Annotated in this window: 15 protein-coding genes, 1 other RNA gene and 1 pseudogene; all 17 read left to right on the plus strand. The window is 26.0% G+C overall.

Annotated features, from left to right (window positions below; all coding sequences use genetic code 11):
• The first annotated feature begins 173 nt into the window (after positions 1-173).
• Positions 174-2,465: an RNA polymerase recycling motor HelD gene (gene helD, locus BUA70_RS03345; RefSeq protein WP_072893100.1), complete on the plus strand. Its 2,292-nt coding sequence runs from the start codon at positions 174-176 to the stop codon at positions 2,463-2,465.
• Positions 2,466-2,549: 84 nt separating this feature from the next.
• On the plus strand, positions 2,550-3,722 hold the full coding sequence (locus tag BUA70_RS03350; protein WP_111944809.1) for an FprA family A-type flavoprotein: 1,173 nt from the start codon (positions 2,550-2,552) through the stop codon (positions 3,720-3,722).
• Between the two features lie 290 nt (positions 3,723-4,012).
• Positions 4,013-4,267, plus strand: a complete 255-nt coding sequence (locus tag BUA70_RS03355) for a DUF1292 domain-containing protein (RefSeq protein WP_072893399.1) — start codon at positions 4,013-4,015, stop codon at positions 4,265-4,267.
• 17 nt (positions 4,268-4,284) lie between these two features.
• The gene (locus tag BUA70_RS03360; RefSeq protein WP_072893103.1) at positions 4,285-4,683 is read left to right on the plus strand and encodes a hypothetical protein; all 399 of its coding nucleotides are present in this window, start codon (positions 4,285-4,287) and stop codon (positions 4,681-4,683) included.
• Between the two features lie 46 nt (positions 4,684-4,729).
• Positions 4,730-4,921, plus strand: a non-coding RNA gene (gene ssrS / locus BUA70_RS03365) — 6S RNA.
• A gap of 135 nt (positions 4,922-5,056) precedes the next feature.
• A complete protein-coding gene (locus tag BUA70_RS03370) occupies positions 5,057-5,230 on the plus strand; it encodes a DUF896 domain-containing protein (protein ID WP_072893106.1) in 174 nt (57 codons plus the stop codon).
• A gap of 18 nt (positions 5,231-5,248) precedes the next feature.
• Entirely contained in the window at positions 5,249-6,163 is a 915-nt protein-coding gene (gene hprK, locus BUA70_RS03375) for an HPr(Ser) kinase/phosphatase (RefSeq protein WP_072893109.1), read from the plus strand.
• Between the two features lie 58 nt (positions 6,164-6,221).
• Complete coding sequence (locus tag BUA70_RS03380; RefSeq protein WP_072893112.1) at positions 6,222-7,151, plus strand: magnesium transporter CorA family protein; 930 nt, start codon at positions 6,222-6,224, stop codon at positions 7,149-7,151.
• A 72-nt stretch (positions 7,152-7,223) separates the two neighbouring features.
• Entirely contained in the window at positions 7,224-8,627 is a 1,404-nt protein-coding gene (locus BUA70_RS03385; protein WP_072893115.1) for an aminopeptidase, read from the plus strand.
• Between the two features lie 673 nt (positions 8,628-9,300).
• Positions 9,301-10,686, plus strand: coding sequence for an MFS transporter (locus BUA70_RS03390; RefSeq protein WP_072893118.1), 1,386 nt, complete (start codon positions 9,301-9,303; stop codon positions 10,684-10,686).
• Positions 10,687-11,375: 689 nt separating this feature from the next.
• Positions 11,376-12,821 (plus strand): aminoacyl-histidine dipeptidase, encoded by a 1,446-nt coding sequence (locus BUA70_RS03395; protein ID WP_072893121.1) that lies wholly within the window; start codon positions 11,376-11,378, stop codon positions 12,819-12,821.
• Positions 12,822-12,917: 96 nt separating this feature from the next.
• Positions 12,918-14,852 (plus strand): annotated as a pseudogene (locus BUA70_RS03400) (OPT family oligopeptide transporter).
• Positions 14,852-15,217, plus strand: coding sequence for a PqqD family peptide modification chaperone (locus tag BUA70_RS03405; protein WP_072893124.1), 366 nt, complete (start codon positions 14,852-14,854; stop codon positions 15,215-15,217). Before BUA70_RS03400 ends, BUA70_RS03405 begins: the two are co-directional and overlap by 1 nt.
• Positions 15,218-15,337: 120 nt before the next feature.
• Positions 15,338-15,841: a YcxB family protein gene (locus BUA70_RS03410; protein WP_072893128.1), complete on the plus strand. Its 504-nt coding sequence runs from the start codon at positions 15,338-15,340 to the stop codon at positions 15,839-15,841.
• Between the two features lie 8 nt (positions 15,842-15,849).
• Entirely contained in the window at positions 15,850-16,434 is a 585-nt protein-coding gene (locus BUA70_RS03415; RefSeq protein ID WP_072893132.1) for a YcxB family protein, read from the plus strand.
• Positions 16,435-16,659: 225 nt separating this feature from the next.
• The gene (locus tag BUA70_RS03420; RefSeq protein WP_072893135.1) at positions 16,660-18,696 is read left to right on the plus strand and encodes a methyl-accepting chemotaxis protein; all 2,037 of its coding nucleotides are present in this window, start codon (positions 16,660-16,662) and stop codon (positions 18,694-18,696) included.
• 225 nt (positions 18,697-18,921) lie between these two features.
• Positions 18,922-20,937 (plus strand): methyl-accepting chemotaxis protein, encoded by a 2,016-nt coding sequence (locus BUA70_RS03425; protein ID WP_072893138.1) that lies wholly within the window; start codon positions 18,922-18,924, stop codon positions 20,935-20,937.
• Positions 20,938-21,002: the final 65 nt, after the last annotated feature.

Raw genomic sequence — 21,002 nt, forward strand, 5'->3', positions numbered from 1 at the left:
ATTTAGATGTGAAATCTTTTTTATAGTCTTTTATTTTTTTATCTAAAAAGAAAGTTAATGTTTAGATATTATTAGATTTAAATAATATAATTATATTTTATAAAAATTTTGACATAAAAAAAATAAAAGTATATAATAAAAAGGTTATATATAAAAAAGGAGCGTGATATTTAATGGATACTGAAGCTCTAAATTTTGAAAGAGAAAAACTTAAAGAAACAAGAAAATGGATACTAAAAGAAACAAAGGTTAAAAAAAGTGATGAAGAAAAGTTAAGAAATAAGATTAGTGATTTAAAAAAAGCTGCTAAAGGTAAATATGATATAGAACTTGAAACATCTAAAAAGCTTTATGAAATAGTTAGTAAAAATTTAAATCATTTTGAAGATGGGTATAAAGAACCTTATTTTGCAAGAATAGATTTTAGAGAATATAAAAGAGAAAAAGAAAGTCTTTATATTGGGAAATTTGGTTTAGGAGATAGTGAAACAGGAGACGAGATTGTAATAGATTGGAGATCACCTATTGCAGACTTATATTATAGCGGAACTCAAGGAGAAGCATATTATAAAGCACCTATAGGAGTTATAAATGGAGAATTATCATTAAAAAGAAAGTTTCTTTATAAGGATGGAGAAATAGAAAAGATTTTTGATGAGGGTATAAATGAAATTATCTTAAAATCTTCTTTAGGAGAAGAAACAGAATTAGTAGATGAATTTCTTAAAATTAATCTAGAACAAAGTATAGGTAATAAACTTAAAGACGTAGTTGCTACAATTCAAAAAGAGCAAAATGAAATAATAAGAGCAGATAAAAATAGCCCTATAATAGTTCAAGGTTCTGCAGGATCAGGAAAAACTACTGTAGCTCTTCATAGATTAGCATATCTTTTATATAGATTTAAAGATAAGTTAAATGGTAATGACATATTAGTTTTAGCTCCTAACAAATTATTTTTAGATTATATATCAGAAGTTTTACCTAATTTAGGAGTAGACCAAGTTAAACAACAAACCTTTGATGAAATGGCAATGAGCTTTTTAAAGATTAAAGGAAAAGTTTTTTCTAAAGATAAAAAGCTAGGAGAAATTTTAGAAGGTAAAAATAAAGAAGATATAAATTTTATAACGGAAAGCAGTAATTTAAAAGGATCTTATGAATTTAAAAAGATAATTGATAAATATGTAAAATCACTAGAGGAAAAAGATTTAGAAATAAGCGATATAAAAGTTTGCAATTATGTTCTTGTATCTAAAAATGATATAAAAAAATTATATTGCAAAGACATGATAAATCTTCCTCTTAATAAAAGGAAAGATGAGATTAAAAGATATCTTAACTTAAAGTTAAAATCTAAAATAGTTTCTATTTTAGATAAAGTAGACTTTCAATATGAATACCAGGTAGCTAGATTAAAAAAACAAATGGAGGATTCTATTGAAAGAAGAAAAAAACTTATTAAAATTTATGATGAAAGAGATAATCTTAAAAAGGAAATAAGAGAAAATAGTAAAAAGCAATTAGAAGAATACTTTAAAGAATGGAAGGGAATAGATACTAAGAATTTATATGTTTCTATGTTAAATGATGAAGAAATATTTAAATATATTGATGATAAAAAAATATCAAAGAGTCTTTGGAATTATACAAAAGAATCTGTAACTTCTAATTTTCAAAATGGAATAATAGATAGTGATGATTTAGGAGCTATGCTATATTTAAAGTTTTTAGTAGAAGGATTGGATGATAAGAAAAAATTTAAACATATAGTAATAGATGAAGCTCAAGACTATTCTTTTTTACAATTATATGTAACAAATATGATTTGTAAAGGAAATTCCTTAACTATAGTAGGGGATATAGGTCAAGGAATATATAGTTATAAAGGAATAAATTCTTGGAGGGAAGTTATAGATAAGGTATATAATAATCAATGTAATTATAATCCGTTAACTCAAAGTTATAGATCTACAGTGGAGATAATAGATTTTGCAAATGAAGTTCTAAAAAAACAGGATAATTCATTGAATCCAGCACAACCTGTATTAAGACATGGAGACAAACCTAAGATTTATGAAATATGTGATACTAAAGATTTTATAGATAAAATAGACAAAATTGTAGAGAAAGTTTTAAGTAATGGCAAAAATAGTGTTGCAATAATCGGAAGAAATTACGAAGAATGTAAGGAAATAATGAAAAACTTAAAAAAATATAGTGAATACAAATGGTCACTTATAAGAGAAGCAGATAAGGAAATAAAATTAGACAGAATTGTAATACCTTCTTATTTAACTAAAGGTTTAGAATTTGATTGTTCTATAGTGTATAACTGTAGTGAAGAAATTTATAAAAACGATGAACTTGATAAAAAGCTTTTATATGTGGTTTTAACTAGAGCATTACATTATGAATATATATTTTATAAAGGAAATATAAGTCCTCTTTTATCTTCACAGTGATAATATTGTAAATTAAAAATTATTATGCTAAAATCAAGATATTGTTAAAAAGTTGATTTTGTTATTATTTAGGAGGGGATTTATTTGACTATGGAGAAAATAAAAAACAATATATATTGGGTAGGAGTAAAGGATCCAGATTTAAGAATATTCGATATAATAATGAACACTAAAAAAGGTACTACATACAATGCTTATTTAATTGATGATGAAAAAATTTGTGTGATAGATGCTGTTAAAGATGGTTTTTATGAACAATATAAAGAGAATATAAAAGAAGTAATTGGAGACAAAAAAATAGACTATGTTGTAGTTCAACATACAGAATTAGATCATAGTGGATCATTAATAAAATTATTAGAAGATTACCCAGAAGCTAAGGTTGTTGCTTCAAAGGCTGCTATAAATTATTTAAAAAATATATTAAACAGACCTTTTGAAAGCATAGAAGCTAAGGAAGATTTATGCCTTGGTAATACAACTTTAAAATTTATCTCAGCTCCAAACTTACATTGGCCAGATACAATGTTTACTTATGTTGAGAAGGAAAAAGTGCTATTTACTTGTGATTTTACAGGATGTCACTATTGCACAGATGGTAAAATTACAGAGGCCATTGGTGATGAATATTATCCAGAACTAAGATATTATTTTGATGTTATAATGGGACCTTTCAAAAAGTTTGTAAATCAAGGACTTAAAAAGATTGAAGGGTTAGACATTGAAATAATGGCTCCAAGTCATGGTCCAATCCATATGAATGATTGTAAAAAATATTTAGATTTATATAAAGAGTGGGCAAAAATAGATCAACTAGAAGAGAAGAAGATAGAAGTATTTTATATATCAGCTTATAAAAATACAGGAAAAATGGCAGAATATATAAAGAATAAAATTGTAGAAAAAGGTATTTTATGTGATGTTCATGAAATAACTTCAATGGATTTAAATGAAGCTGTAGAACTTATAGAAAAAAGTAGTGGATTTTTAGTAGGATCTCCAACTATAAATCAGGATGCTGTAAAACCAGCTTGGGATCTTTTAAGTCTTGTAAATCCTATAGTTAATAGAGGAAAAGCAGCAGGTGCTTTTGGATCTTATGGATGGAGTGGAGAAGGTGTTCCTATGCTTACAGAAAGATTAAAAAGTTTAAAATTAAAAGTAGTAGATCCAGGATTTAAATTTGCTTTTGTACCATCAGAAGAAGATTATAAAAAAGCAGATGAATTTGTAGAGAGCTTTTTACAATTATTATAATTTAATGTAATTTAATTAAGGTATATAATCTTTGTAGATTATATACCTTTTGATTTTAAATTATAATGGTAATAATATTAAAAATTTTTATATAATAAAATAAAAAAAAGATAATAATATTGACAAATTTAATAAATGGAATATATAATCATTGACGGTTATACTTAGAAAATAAGAAAATTAAATTTTTTTATAGGTTAAATTTAAAAGAAATAAGAGTATTATAATTATTATTAAAATATTATATAAATATATTATACATAAAGATTTTAGAAGGAATGGTGTTAAAAATGGAAATTAAAGAAGTAATGGCTTTTAAAGATGAGGATGGTAATAAGGTAGAATTTGAAGTTATAGCAAAAATATATTTAGAGGAAAGGGAAAAAGAATATTTAATACTTTCACCAGTAGAAAACAAAGAAAGTGATGATGATGCTTTTGTTTTTAGAATAGATGGAGAAGAAGGTAAAGAAGAACTTAATTTAGTTGAAGATAATGATGAATTTGAAGAAGTAAAAAAAGAATATAAAAAGCTTTTATATTAATTTAATAGGAGGAAAATATGAACGTTATTGAAATAATAGAATTTTTAAAAGATAGTGGACTTACTCAAGTTGAAGAGATAGAATATAAGGATGATATATTAGTTTTAAGATGTTATTATGATTTTGATAAAGATGAAATAATCGCAGCAAAATCCTTTGCAACAGAAGAAAGTGACTATGAATTAGAAAGTGAAGAATGGTATAGTGAATATTTAATTCCTTATTTAAATGATATAGCAGTAGATAATCTTTCAGATATAGTTGAAGAAACTATGGATGAGTTTGAGGTAGAAGGTCAATTTTCTTCTTATGATATAGATAGAAATAATTTTCAATATAGTGAATTTATATTAGCATTTTCTGATTCAGAAGAAGAAATTGATATAGATAATATATTAGATGATATAGATTTATAAAAATAACTTGAATTATAATAAACTTATGCTATAATAAATACAAGAACAGATCCTGATGTGTACGCGAAGCTTATGGTATTCAACCTACAGTATAATTACGGGATTGGCAATATTTCTATGGATGTCAGGCTTCACTTAGATTCACTTTGTGGCAGAAGAAGGCTGAAGTAGGATGCGACGAACCCACCTGCGAGATGCAGGTATGAATTCTTAAGCGTGACGGCACGTTGGGTATATATATGTATTTATTAAGCCTCATTTTAATGAGGCTTTTTTGTATTTAAAAATACTGTGTAATCTATTTTTATTGATTATTATTTATGCTAAAGGTAAAATTAAGTTAAGTTATTTTATTTAAAGGAGTTGTTTTATTATGAGTATAGATGAAAAAATAGCAAGAATTAATGAGTTAAGTAAAAAGAGCAAAGAAGAAGGATTAACAGAAGAAGAAAAAGAAGAACAACAAAAATTAAGAAGAGAATATATAGATTTTGTTAAGGGGAATTTAAGAGAGCAATTAGCAACTATCAAACCAAAAAATAAGTAATAAAAAGGGTGATAATGGATGGCGGCAGTAACAGTAGAAACATTAATTAAAGATTTTGATTTAGAAATATTATCCGAAGGTGATGGAAATGTTCCTATAACAGTAAGTGATATTAATAGACCGGGTTTACAATTAGCCGGATTTTATAATTATTTTACTCCAGAGAGAATACAAATAGTAGGAAAAGCTGAGTGGAGTTTTCTTGATGATATGCAAATAGACCTTAGGAAAAAAAGACTAAATAAATTCTTTAGTTTTAATATAAGTTGTCTTATAATTACAAGAGATTTAGAGCCACATAAGGAACTATTAAAAGCAGCTAGAAAAAATAAAACTTGGCTTTTAAGAAGTAATATGATTACAACACAATTTATGCGTAAAATAACTATGTATTTAGCTAGTAAAATGGCACCGGAAACAAGACTTCATGGAGTTTTAGTAGATGTATACGGTATAGGTATACTTATTACTGGTGAAAGTGGAATTGGTAAAAGTGAAACCGCTTTAGAACTTATAAAAAGAGGTCATAGATTAGTTACTGATGATGCAGTAGATATAAAAGAAATAGATGGAGAACTTATAGGAACATCACCTCAAATAACATTTGGAATGTTAGAAGTTAGAGGAATGGGAATTATTGATGTATCTGCTTTATATGGATTAAGTTCCATATTAGCCTCAAAAGAAATAAAGTTAGCTATACATTTTGAACATTGGAAAGACGATGGAGATTATGATAGATTAGGTACAAATGGAGAGTATATCGATATTTTAGGAGTACCGCTTAGAAAATTAACAGTACCAATAAGACCAGGAAGAAATATAGCTGTAATTATTGAAGCTGCTGCAGCAAATTATAGATATAATTTAATGTCTGAGATAACTCCAGTAGATATAATAGAAAATAGAATGAGTAAAATGATGGGGGAATAGTTTAATTTATCATATAATGCACATAATAAAAATAAATTAATTATTATGGTGGGATAATATGATAATATATGATATAACTAATAACTTCAAAAGAGTAGATAGATGGGAATTAGATTCAGGTCAATTTTGGATTATTTTAGATGAAGAAGAACTAAAGGATTTTAATATTATATTTTCAGAAGAGAGTATAAAGGAAAGCAGAGATTTTAATCAATATCCTAAAATAGATTACTATAAAAATTATTTTTTTATGACTATAAATGAATTAGAGAGAAAAAACAATGAAATTCATTCTAAGGAAATCAATATTTATCTTGGAATGAATTTTATAATTATAGTAAGAAAAGAAAAAATAAATATAGTAAAGGATTTAATAGAGGATATAAAAAATAATAGAAATTCCTTAATATTAAAAAGCAAAAAACAAGTTGGAGTTATACTTTATTATATTTTAGATAGAATAATTATAAATAATTACAACTTAATTTCAGAGCTTGAAGCTTATGCAGACAAAATAGAGATAGAAGTATTAAAATCTCCTAAAGCTAAACAAATAAATGACTTAGTTAGAATAAGAAGAGAAGCCTATAAACTTAGAAAATTATTAAATCCTTTAAGATATATTGGGGATAGTCTTATAGTAAATGAAAACAATATTATAAATAAAGAACAGATAAAATTATTTAAAAATATAAATAATAAAATAGAAAAACTTATGATTGCATTAGATAACTTAAATCAAGATATTGGCATGGTAAGAGAGGCTTATGAAGCTGAAATTGCTAATAAAACTAATGAACTTATGAAAGCTTTTACCATAATAACAGCTATTTTTCTTCCTTTAGAGTTAATAACAGCTATATTTAGTTTAAGCTTTGAACATATGCCTTTAAAAGGCGAACAGTTTGCTTTTTATGGATTAATATGTTTTATGATAATAATAGTTATAGGAATGCTTATGTTTTTTAAAAGAAAAAAGATGTTATAGTTTGAAAAGGTATTCCTATTGTAGTAAAATAAATTTAAGGATAAAATTTACAAACTAAAGGGGGAGTAATTTATGAAAAAAGAAGAATTAACAATGAAAAAAGAGCTAGCTTGGGATAAGTATGACGAAAAAGAATTAAAGGATGTATTTGCTCTAAGTGATAGATATAAAGCATTTATGTCACAATGTAAAACTGAAAGAGAATGTGTATCAGAGTTTATTAAACGTGCAGAAGAAAAAGGATTTAAAGATCTTGATAAAATTGTTGAGAAAGGTGAATCTTTAAGACCAGGAGATAAGGTTTATGCTAATAATATGGGTAAAACACTTGCAATGTTTGTTATTGGTAAAGAAAGCCTAGAAAAGGGATTAAAAATTTTAGGTGCTCACGTTGATTCACCAAGACTAGATTTAAAACAAAATCCTTTATATGAAGATACAGACCTTGCAATGATGGAAACACATTACTATGGTGGAATAAAAAAATACCAATGGGTTACATTACCACTTGCAATACATGGTGTATTTGTAAAAAAAGATGGAACTTCAGTTAATGTTGTAATTGGTGAAGATGAAAATGATCCTGTAGTGGGAGTATCAGATTTATTAATTCACTTATCAGCAGACCAATTAGATAAAAAAGGTGCTAAGGTTGTTGAAGGTGAAGATTTAAATATTTTAGTTGGAAGTATGCCAATTAAAGATAAAGAAGCTAAAGAAAGAGTTAAAAACAATATACTTGTTTTATTAAATGAAAAATACGGAATAAAAGAAGAAGATTTTGTATCAGCTGAACTTGAAATAATTCCAGCAGGTAAAGCTAGAGACTGTGGATTAGATAGAAGTATGGTAATGGCTTATGGTCATGATGATAAGGTTTGTGCATATACTTCTTTTGAAGCATTAATGCAAATAGAAGAAACAGATAAAACTTGTGTTGGCTTATTTGTAGATAAAGAAGAAATAGGTAGTGTTGGTGCTACAGGAATGCAATCAAGATTCTTTGAAAATGCAGTAGCAGAAGTTATTGATAGAGTAGAAGGATATAATGATTTAAAACTTAGAAGATGTTTAACAAATTCAAAAATGTTATCATCAGATGTAAGTGCTGCTTTTGATCCAAATTATCCATCTGTTATGGAAAAGAGAAACTGTGCTTATTTTGGAAAAGGTATAGTATTTAATAAATACACAGGAGCAAGAGGAAAAGGTGGCTGTAATGATGCTAATGCAGAATACATGGCAGAAATTAGAGCTATAATGGATAAACATAATGTATCATGGCAAACTGCAGAGCTTGGCAAAGTTGACCAAGGCGGTGGAGGAACTATCGCTTATATTTTAGCTCAATATGATATGGAAGTTATAGACTGTGGTGTTGCTTTACATAATATGCATGCTCCATGGGAAGTTGCATCAAAAGCTGATATTTATGAAACTATGAGAGGATATCATGCATTCTTATTAGAAGCATAAAATTTTAAAACAAAATATATTTTATAAAAGAGCTGTTTTAAAATAGAAATTAAATTTCTATTTTGAAACAGCTTATTTTTTAAGTAAATATAAAACCTATCGTTCCTATGAAAAATTTAATATATCAATAGAAAAACTTATAGATAATAATAAAATAGTTATTAATAATTTTTAATATAAAAATATAAATTTTAATATTTATTAGATTATATTAGAGATTATTTTTATATAATCTCTTTAATTTTAAAACTAAAAATATTGTGTAACATTTAGTATTTTATACAATAAAATATGATAAATTTATATTAATATAAAAAATAATAAAAGTTTCATGAATTATTATTGGAGAGATAACACTATTATTAATAAATTGTAAAAATATAATAATAATAATATAGAAATATTAACATTATATAAAAAAATCATATTAAATTATATAAAAGTTAAAAGATTATAAAAGTATAATAAATAAATACAATAAAACAATATCAAAAATATAATATTTTTAATAAAAATACTTAAAAGGAATTAATTTGAAAATTAATCTTCGTTGAAAAATAAATATTAAAGTAATATTATGAAGAAAATACAATACAAAAATTAAAATAGTTACTAAAATTTTTAATTTTTAGTGGCTATAAAACTTCTTAAAATTTCTAGAGGGGGTCTAAAAATGAATGAAAATCTTGTGGAAGGAATTAATCCTGATCAAAAGAGATGGACAAGAAACTGCTACGTATTCATCTTAAGTTATATTTTTATGGGGGCAGTTACAGGAATAACTAATGATGCATACATAACATTCCTTCAATTATCATCACCAGATGTAGTTAAAGCTTTGCCAGTTTATACTGGGATATCTACTTTAGCTATGGCAGCTATATTATTATTAGCTAATAAAGTAGGATATAAGAAATTAATAATTCCAGCACCGATAATTTTGGTATTATCACTTATTATGACAATTTACTCAGATAATCCAACTTTACTTTTAGTAGGATGTATATTAATAAATATAGGAGCAGGTTTATACGATTACATTTATCCGCTAATTATTACTTCTTATACTACTAGAGAGCGTAGAACATTAATTTTTTCAAGAACTTTATATTGCAATATTATCAGCCAATCTATTTTAACATTTTTTGATGGTAAAATGGTAGTTTATAACTTTGCTCAAAGAATGGGTATAAGTTATGGTGAGGCTTCTACATTAACTAGACATTCAGATGAATTAACACAAGTGCAATTTACAAATTATATGGCATCATATAGAGCTGTTTTATGGGTTGCCTGTGCTTTTACAGTAATATCATGTATATGCTTATTCTTTCTTAAGGAAAAACCAGAGGATTATAGAACAATTAAAAAAGAGATTAAAGTTGAATCTACTAAGAAAAAATCCTTTGATTGGAGTATATTTAGAAATAAGTACATAATTTTTTGGTTAGTATTCATGCTATTAATAAGATTTGGTGCATCATTAATAGTTCAATACTTCCCTGTTTACTTAAACGAATTCTTACATATAAACAGAGGTACAACATCTACAATACTAACATTACAAAGTGTTGCGATGGTGCTATTTATAATGTTAACACCTTATATAGAAAAGAAGTTTGGTGCTATAATAGGTCTTGGAGGATTTACAATTTTATCAATACCACTAATGTTTATAATGGCAAATGGTGCAATGCTAGGATCTAATGTAGCTTGGATTGTTGGAATAGTATTATTCTTTAGATCAGGCCTTGCTAATGCTTGCAATCCAATATCAAGTTCATTACCATTAACTTTTGTTAGTAAAGATGAGAGACCAGCTTACAATTCAGTTATAATATTAGTAAGTGCAATAGGTACTATACTAGCTGGATTCTTCTGTAGATTCTTTTTACTTACTTCTCCATCAGGATATGCAAATGCTTATTATTATACATCTGCATTATATGGATTAGCTAGCGTAATATTAATTTTAGTATTTTACAAAAAATATAATAGGGTTAATGTTGACGAAGAAAACGATACTAAGTTAGAAGAAGAGGAACAACTTGAGAAATAGAATTAAATTACTATAAAAATATTATTAAAGAATACTTAAAATTCAATATTTTCTTTATATAATATAAATCAAAAAGCTGTTTTAAAAAATTCTTTTAAAACAGCTTTTTGTATATTTATATAAATTATAAAATAAATTAATATAATGTGAAATACAAAAATTTCCTTAAAAATTATTAAATATTATATAAAATTATTCTTTAATTTTTAATTTAATCATAAAAATTATTAGTTATTATAAAGAAAATAAAATAAAGGTTAAAGAAAAATATGGAATTTATTCACAAATTATAGTATAATAGTATTTGTTATAACAATAGAAAGATTATTAATTATAAGCATTTGAGATAAAACTAACTAAATAAACATAAATACAAGAATCAGGTTACAAAATAGTAGTATTGTGAGAATTTTAAGAAATTTTAGAAATTGAAAAATTAATATAATAGAGTTATATTTTAAGTGTAGAAATATAGAAAGTAAATAAGATTTTACAACTTTAAGTTAGTTAATAAATATACATAAAGTTTAAATATTTATTACTATGAAACAATATATATGATTGCTCTTAATTCCTTTATATAAAATTATTTATTAAAATTTTAATGATAGATTTATTTTATAAGATATACGAGCACTAAAGCTTTTATATAATAAACATATTTTAAAATAATTCAAGGGGGAAATAGTATGGGCGTTTTAAACAACTTAGAACCAAAAACAGTATTTCATTTTTTTGAAGAGTTAACTAATATACCACATGGTTCAGGAAATGAGAAAGCTATTAGTGATTATTTAGTTAATTTTGCAAAGGAAAGAGGACTTGAAGTAATACAAGATAAAGCATTAAACGTTATAATTAGAAAACCAGCAACAGCAGGGTACGAAAATGCACCAACTGTAATTATTCAAGGTCATATGGATATGGTTTGTGAAAAAACTAAATCTTCAAATCATGACTTTATGAAAGATCCATTAGAATTAAGGATTGATGGCGATTATGTATATGCTACTGATACTACTTTAGGTAGTGATGATGGAATAGCAGTAGCTTATGGATTAGCGATATTAGATTCTAAAGAAATTAGTCACCCAGCAATAGAATTATTAGCAACTACAGAAGAAGAAACAGGAATGGATGGCGCTGCAGCTTTAGATGTATCACCTTTAAAAGGAAAGATTCTATTAAATATTGATTCAGAAGAAGAGGGAATATTCTTAGTAAGCTGTGCTGGAGGAGTAAATACTTTTGCTAAGTTTAAAACAAATTGGGAAGAGGCTAAAGGTGTATCACTTAAATTAGAAGTTACTGGACTAAATGGTGGTCACTCAGGAATGGAAATAGACAAGCAAAGAGGAAATGCAAACAAATTAATGGGTAGATTATTATATTCATTAAAGAAAGAAGTTTGTTTTAACTTAGTATCTGTTAATGGTGGATCAAAGCATAATGCAATTGCTCGTGACTGCCAAGCAATCATTACATTAGAAGAAAAAGACATAGATAAAGTTAAAGAAGTTTGTAAATTAGTACAAGAAGATTTTAGAGTTGAATATAGAGTAGAAGATCCTAAAGTTGAAATTTTAGTAGAAAAGGCTGAAAAAGCTGAAAAACAACTTACAAAGGAAGTAACTAATAACATAGTTTCATTCCTTTTATTAGTTCCTTATGGAGTTCAAACTATGAGTAAAGATATAAAAGGACTAGTACAAAGCAGTTTAAATCTTGGTGTAGTTGAAACATCTGAAGAGGAAATTAAATGTACATTAGCAGTTAGAAGTTCATTAAAGAGCTTAAAATATGAAATAGTTGATAGAATAGAAGCTTTATCAAAAGCTTTAGGTGGATGTATTGCTAATGAAAATGAATATCCAGAATGGCAATATGAAACAGACTCTAAGATAAGAGATTTATGTGTAGAAACTTATGAAAGCCTATTTGGTAAAAAGCCAGAAATAAGTGCTATACATGCAGGTCTAGAATGTGGACTACTAAAAGAAAAAATGCAAGATACAGATATGATAAGTTTTGGACCAGATCTTATAGATGTTCATACACCAAATGAACACTTAAGAATATCATCTGTTGAAAGAGTTTGGAAGTTCTTGGTAGAATTGTTGAAAGAAATAAAGTAATAGAAGGTAATTTTTAAACAGTTAAAATAGATAAGTCTATTGAATATCATTAAAAACAGTAGACTTATCTTTTAATAAAAGTTAGGGGGATTTCTCATGAGCGAGAATAAGAAAAAACTTTCTAGTGGCGCTTATGGTGGATGTTCAGGTGATGATTATGTTCCTTTTATACCTACATCTACTGTAATGCCTGAGACAACTGGCTATTCAATAATACTAGGTGTTATATTTGCCTGTTTCTTTGCAGCAGCAAACACATATCTAGGATTAAAAGTAGGTTTAACTATTTCAGCAGGTATTCCAGGTGCTATTTTAGCAACAGGAGTACTAAAAGGTATCTTTAAAAGAAATAATATCTTAGAAGCCAACATGGTTGCATCACTAGCAGCAATGGGTGAATCTATCGCCGGCGGTATCATATTTGTATTACCAGCATTAATATTATGTAATTTTGGATTAAGTAATCTTACTGTAGTTGTAGTAACTATAGTTGGTGGAATCATGGGTGTATTTTTTGTAACACCTTTAAGAAGATATTGAATAGTTGAAGAACATGGAAAATTAGTATATCCAGAAGCAATGGCTGCTGCTGAAGTACTTGTTACAGGTAGTGAAGGTGGTAGTGGATTTAAAACTGTTGTTGCAGGTCTTAGTATGGGAGCAGGATATAAGTTTTTATCTGGTGGATTAAGACTATGGAAAGAGCAAGCAACTTATACAATACAAGCTTACCAAGGAACTATGATAGGTGTTGATGCTTTAGCATCACTTCTAGGAGTTGGATTTATAGTTGGTACAAGAGCATCACTTCTAATGTTTGGTGGATCAATAGTTGCATGGTTTGCTTTAATACCTATGATTAAATTTTTAGGTGCTGGATTAACTTCAGCAGTATTCCCATCAACAACTTTAATTGCAGATATGTCTGCACAACAAATATGGGCAAACTATATTAAATATATAGGTGCAGGTGCTGTTGCAATGGGAGGATTTATATCTCTTGCAAAATCAATGCCTACAATTATAAGAAGTTTTAAACAAGCTATGTCAGGTATTGGTATAAAAGGAGATGGAAATAAAGATAGAATAAATATTGAAGCTCCAATTACTTGGGTTATAATTGCTGCATTCTTTGGATTCTTCTTAACTTGGTTATTACCACTTATTAATGGAGGATTCTTAGGAGGAATATTAGCTGTACTATTCAGTTTCTTCTTCTCAGTTGTATCAGCAAGAATGGTTGGTATAATAGGTGCATCTAACAACCCAGTTTCAGGTATGACAATTGCAACATTATTATTTGTAACTACTTTATTAAAAGTTACAGGTTCTGTTGGAGACGATGGTATTAAGAAAGCATTATTAATCGGTGGAGTTGTATGTGTTGCTATAGCTGTTGCCGGTGGTACTGCACAAAGCTTAAAGACAACTTTTATAATTGGCGGTACACCAAAGAAAGTTCAAATTGGAATGTTTATTGCAGTTGCAGTTGCATCAGTATTTGCAGCACTTGTTATTAATATGTTAAATAGTGCTTATGGTATAGGTAGTGCAGATGTTGCAGCTCCACAAGCTAGTTTAATGAAGATGTTAGTTGAAGGAATTATGACTGCCCAATTACCTTGGACATTAGTTATAATCGGTGCAGCTATTGCAGTATTCTGTGAATTAGCTAAGATACCAGTTTTACCAGTTGCACTTGGTATTTATCTACCAATAACATTAAACTGTGCAATTTTATCTGGTGGTATAATAAGAGTTTTAGTTGAAAAGAAATTTAAAAATAATAAAAAGAGACAAGAAGCTTCTTTGGAAAAAGGAACTTTACTTGCATCCGGTCTTGTTGCTGGAGATGCTTTAATAGGTATAGTACTTGCTATATTTGTAACATTTAATGTAAACATTGGAGTAGGTGAAAATATTTTACCAGCAATAACTCAAAGTGAAGGTTTAGCATTTATAATGTTTATATTACTAGCAGCTTGGATTTACTCTTTTGCTTGTAAAAAGGATAAGGGAGCTACTGAATAATGACTAAAGAGAAAAATAATGATAAGTACAACTTTTTGCTATATGTACCAGAAATTAAATATGATAATTGGAAAACTACAGAAAGTGGTAATGTAATCTTATATTTTAAAGTAACAGATCCTATTAAAAGATTTGCAGGATGGCTTGTTAAGAAAAAACCAAATTGTGATATGGAATTTGATGATAGATGCTCAGCTGCTTGGCTTTTAATTGATGGAGATAGAAGTATTTTTGATATTGCAAAAATTATGGCTAAAAAGTATGGGGATACTATGGATGATTCTATCTATAGACTTATAACTTATATGAAATTTTTATCTAAAAAAGGATGGATTACTTTTAAAAAGGTTAAAGAACAAAACTAAAAAATATAGTTGTATTTATAGGAAAAGGGATAGCTTTAAGCTATCTCTTTTTTACTTTATAATTTCTTTTTTTAAGTTTATATGTTTTTATTCGAAATTAAAAATAGGAGGAATGATTATATGATTTTAGATTTTGAAATTAATAAAGAGTTTTATATAAAGTATTTGTTAAATCAATGGAATAAAAATAACAAAAATTATGTTAAAAAAATTCAGATATTAGTGAGTATTTTAATATTAATTTTACCTATTATAGCAACTTTTAAGATTACAGTAGCAGAGCTATTTTTTTTAATAGGAAGTATATTGTTTTACATATTATTTCCTAAGGTATTTTTTATATTAAATAAAAGGAGTATTTATGGAAGAAGTGTATTTCCTGGATTTTTAGAAGATTTTATAGAAAAATGCACAATCTCATTTGGAGAAGATTATTTTTGGTTTACTAATAGCTGGATAGAAAGAAGATACTATAAAGATAAAATTACTGAGATTAGAAAAGAAAAAGATGCAATTATACTAGAAATTTCTACAGATATTTTAGTAATACCGTTAGAATCCTTTGAAGATAATGAGGCAGCAGAAGAGTTTATTAAATTTATAAATAAATTTAAATTAAAATAGGTGATTGTATGGAAGTAAAATTTAGTATAAATAATGATGATTGGAATAAGGTATTTTTATATCAATTTAAAAAGTCTAAATTCTTAAAGAAAATATTATTACTAAAAATGTCTATTTTACCATTTATTCTTTTATTTATTTTATCTATAAGATATGTATATATATGTATGAATAAACAGGATATTAATTTACTAGAATTTATAATAGTAGTTTCTATTAGTATTTTTATATCTATAGTTTGGACTATTATAAGTTTTTTTAGGCATAAAAAGTATATAAAAAAATTAGCTTTATTGGAAGCAGAAAAGATGATGGAAGGAAAAAAGGTTAATAAATATAAAATTTCTTTATATAAAGAATTTATAGAGGTTAACTGTGACAATTATGAAGGTAAAGTTTTTTACAAGGGAATTAAAGATGTAATAATTTTAAATGAAGAAATCGTTATTTTAATATATCCTTTTAAATTAATGATAATACCAAAAAGAGCTTTTAATAATATAGAAAGTAGAAAAAGTTTTGTTACTTTAATAAGTAATGAGATAAAAAAATCAAGAATAGTATCAAGAAGAAGAAAAAATCACAATTTATAATTTATATATTGATTTTAATATCTAGGTTTTACCTAGATTTTTTTATTTGTTATATAAAAATTTCATATAGTATTTTAAGTATTCCAGCTAAATAATCCTATTATTACATTAATAACAATATTTTTATATAAAAATACATTATTATATCTTTATTGAAATATTATAAATTTTTTCCTTTTTATAACGATAATAAATTTAATATAACTATTAAGGAGGACAATATAAATGATATTTAAAAGTAGATTAAAAAAACTTAATAATACTATTCAAGGAAAATTAATGATAAGTTTTTTGCCGGTAATTATTGTAGCTTCAATAATTTTATCTTTTATATCCTATGAGTATTTTAAGAAAAATTTAATACAAAGTAATATAGATTTAATGAGTGAGCTTTGTAAGATATCCTCTAGTAAAGTAGATGCAGAACTTAAAGCTAATATAAATATTATTAAATATATAAGTGAAATTGATGAACTTAAAGATGAAAGTATTTCTTTAGATAAAAAGATATCTGAAATTAAGGGATTGATTAAAGCTGAAGGTTTCTTAAATGTAGGAATAGCATCTTTAGATGGAGAGGTAGTATATGCAGATGGAAGTAAAGAGAATCTAAAAGAGGAAGATTTTTTTAATAAAAGTATAAATGGTAAAGATGGAATATCAAATCCTTTTAAGAGTAAACTAAATCAAAAATTGGTAATAGCTTACTCTAGTCCTATAAAAAATGAAAAAAATGAAATAGAAGCAGTGTTGGTAGGATTAAAACCTGGCGATAATTATAGTAATATAATTAATGATATATCATTTTTAAAAACAGGACAAGCATTTATGATAGATAAAAAAGGTAATTCAATTGCAGATTCAGATATATCTCTTGTAGAGAATAAATTTAATCTTCTAGATAAATATAAAGAAAATAAAGAACATAAAGATCTTTTTAAAATTATAGAAAATATGACAAAGGGGAAAACTGAAACTAATTTTTATAAAAAGAAAGGAGAAAAAAGATTTGTAGCTTATTGTCCTATTAGTACTACAGAATGGTCATTAGCTTTAAGGGTTGATGAAAATGATTTATTAAGCGGATTAAACAAGGTGAAAATAGGAAATGCAATAGGATTAATAATTATTATAGTTGTTATGATAATTTTGATTGGTATTATTAGCAAAAAAATATCTAGAAATTTAGTTAGAGCTAAAAATTATATGAAAATAATAGCTAAAGGAGACTTTAGTAAAGAAATAGATAAGGATTTATTAGATCAAAAAGATGAGATTGGTGATATATTTAAAACATTAAATATAACTCAAAAATCTGTAGGTGAGATAATTAATACATCTAAAGAATCTGCTAAAAATGTTGAGGGACATTCTAATAATTTAGCAGCTATCTCAGAGGAGTTGTCTGCATTAACTTCTAATATAACATTTGCTATTGAAGAAGTTTCAAAAGGAACAGGTAAGCAGTCTTATGATTTAAATAATATTTTGAAAAGATTAGAAAGCTTTGGGGAAAGAATAACAAAGGTTAATTTAGATATTAATGAAATAAATAAAGGATCAATAGATATAAGAAATAATTCTAAAAATAGTAAAGAAGATATGAATAACTTAGTGATTTCTATTGATGAGTTTAATAATAAGTTTCTTATATTTATAGATAATATAAATTTAATGAATGGAAATATAAAAAAAGTAAGTGAAATGACTAATTTAATAAATAATATAGCTGAGCAAACTAATCTTTTAGCATTAAATGCAGCAATAGAAGCTGCAAGAGCTGGAGAATCTGGGAAAGGTTTTGCAGTAGTTGCAGAAGAAATAAGAAAGCTTGCAGAGAAGAGTAAGGAATCTTCAAATAGTATATATAGTATAGTATCTATACTTTTACAAAATACAAAAGATATAGTAAATGAAACAGGAAATATAAATAAAGATTTTGAATCTCAAAAGGAAAATATAAAAAATACTATAGAGTCTTTTAATAGTATATCTAATTCTATTAATATAGTTTCACCTAAAATAGAAGATATAACAAAAACTTTTAAAGAAATTGAATTAGAAAAGGAAAATATTTTAGAAAATATTAAAGATATATCAGTAATATCAGAAGAAATTTCAGCATCTTCAGAAGAGATTTCAGCTTCTTCAGAGGAACTTAATAAATCAAGTAAAGAAGTTGCAAATAGTGCTCAAAAATTATCAAAAGAAACAGAAACTATGATAAAAGAGATTGAAAAATTTAAGGTGAAAGAAATTTAAAAATAAAGTATTTAACTTTTCCCAATTAAAATTTGTTTTAAACATTTTAATTGGGAAAAGTTTTATTTTGAAAATTTCATATGGTTTAACTATTAAATAAAGTTAACGATAAATATAAGTAGCTAATTAATTATATATTTGTTAAATTTTTATTTATATAAATATTGAATAATTTGATTAAATATTAATTTATATATCTATAAACTGAGAACAGGGGGAAAAGCAATGAAGTTAAGGACAAAAAGTATAAGAGGAAGGATGTTATTTTTTATATTGCCTTTAGTATTTATAGGAGTTATAGCTCTTTCATCTTTTATATTTTTACAAAGTAAAAAAAGTTTAATTCAAAGTAATATTAGTGTTATGGAAGAAATGGGCAAAATATCTGCATCTAAAGTAGAAGATGCTTTAAAAGAAAATTTATTAAATGTAAAGCAAATAGCTTCTATAAGAGCTCTTAGGGATCCTAATGTTTCTCAAGAGGAAAAAAACACTATTTTAGAGGAACAGAAAAAAGAATTAGGGTTATTAAAAATAAGATGGTTAGATTTAAATGGTGATAACGTATATGCTTCTGATGGAGCTACAGTTAGCTTTAAAGAAAAACCATATTTTAAAGGAAGCAAGGAAGGAAAAGATTGTATTTCAAAGCCTGTAAGAAGTATTGTAGATAATACTTTATTAGTAGCATTTTCTACTCCTTTAAAAGACTTAGAGAATAATATTATAGGAGTATTAGTTCTTGTAAAACCAGGAGATGAGTTTAGTAAAATAACAGATACAATAAAGTTTTTAAATACAGGTTCTGCATATATGATAGATAATGAAGGAACTATAATTGCAAGTAAAGATCAAAGCTTAGTGGAAAATTGTGAGAACTTTATAAAAAATAAAAGTGATGATCCAGATTATAAAGAATTAATAGAGATAGAAAAGAAGATGATTAATGGGGAGTACGGCAATGGAAAATGTGAAATTAATGGAGAACGTAAGTATATGGCATATTCTCCAATAAAACTTACTGGATGGTCTCTAGGAATAGCAGTAGATAAAAATGATCTTTTAAGCAGTTTAAATAAATTAAAGTTTATTACTATTATAGGAACTATAATACTTTTAGTTATAATTACCTTGTTTATACTACTTATAAGTAAAAAAATAACCGATGGACTTAAAGAAGTAGAGAAACATATGAAATCTATTGCTAAAGGTGATTTTAATTATATAATCGACAAAAAATACATAAATAGTAATGATGAGATTGGAACTATTTGTAAAACTCTAAATACAGTTAAGGAATCAATTGGTGAGATGATTGGTGCGGTAAAAAAATCTGCAAATGAAGTTGAAGCTAATTCTGTTAATTTAGCAGCTATATCAGAAGAGTTATCTGCCTTAACTGGTAATATATCTAATGCCATAAGTGAAGTGGCAAAGGGAGCCACTAGAGAAGCATCAGATTTAACATCTGTAGTTGGAACTCTAGATAAATTTGGAGAGCAAATAGGAGAAGTATCAAATAATATAACTAATATAAATAATATGGCTATGGGAATTAGTGAAAGTTCAGAAAAAAGTAAAGGTGATATGGGATTATTAATAAATTCAATTGAGCAGTTTAATAATAAATTTGATACTTTTGTAAGAAGTATATCTGTAATGAACGGTGATATAAAGAAAATTAATGAAATTACAGAGTTAATAAATAGCATAGCAGAACAGACAAACCTTTTAGCATTAAATGCAGCAATAGAAGCTGCAAGAGCTGGAGAAGCAGGAAAAGGATTTTCTGTAGTTGCAGAGGAAATAAGAAATTTAGCAGAACAAAGTAAGGATTCTTCCCAAAATATAAATATAATCATAAATAATATACTTAATAATACTAAAGTTATTGTAGAGCAAACTGATGGTATGAGTTTAGAGCTTATAGAACAAAAGGATACTATAGAAAGTTCAATTAACTCTTTTAATGATATTGCACAATCAGTAGAGAATATAGCTCCAAGAATAAATGAGATTACAGTATCTTTTAGAGAAATAAATGAAAATAAGAAATCTATATTAAACACTATAGAGGAGTTATCTTCAATAGCAGAAGAGGTTTCAGCATCAGCAGAAGAAATTACAGCTTCATCAGAAGAACTTAATAATTCTAGTGGAGAAGTAGCTTCTAATGCTCAAAGTTTATCAGAAGAAACCGATGTTATGTTAGAAGAAATTAATAAATTTAAAGTTGAATAGAAGAATATAAATTAAAAAATAATATTTAAAAAGTTATGAATTTAAAAAATTTAAATTCATAACTT

It is taken from the genome of Clostridium fallax (genome assembly GCF_900129365.1).
Taxonomy (GTDB): Bacteria; Bacillota; Clostridia; order Clostridiales; family Clostridiaceae; genus Clostridium_AH; species Clostridium_AH fallax.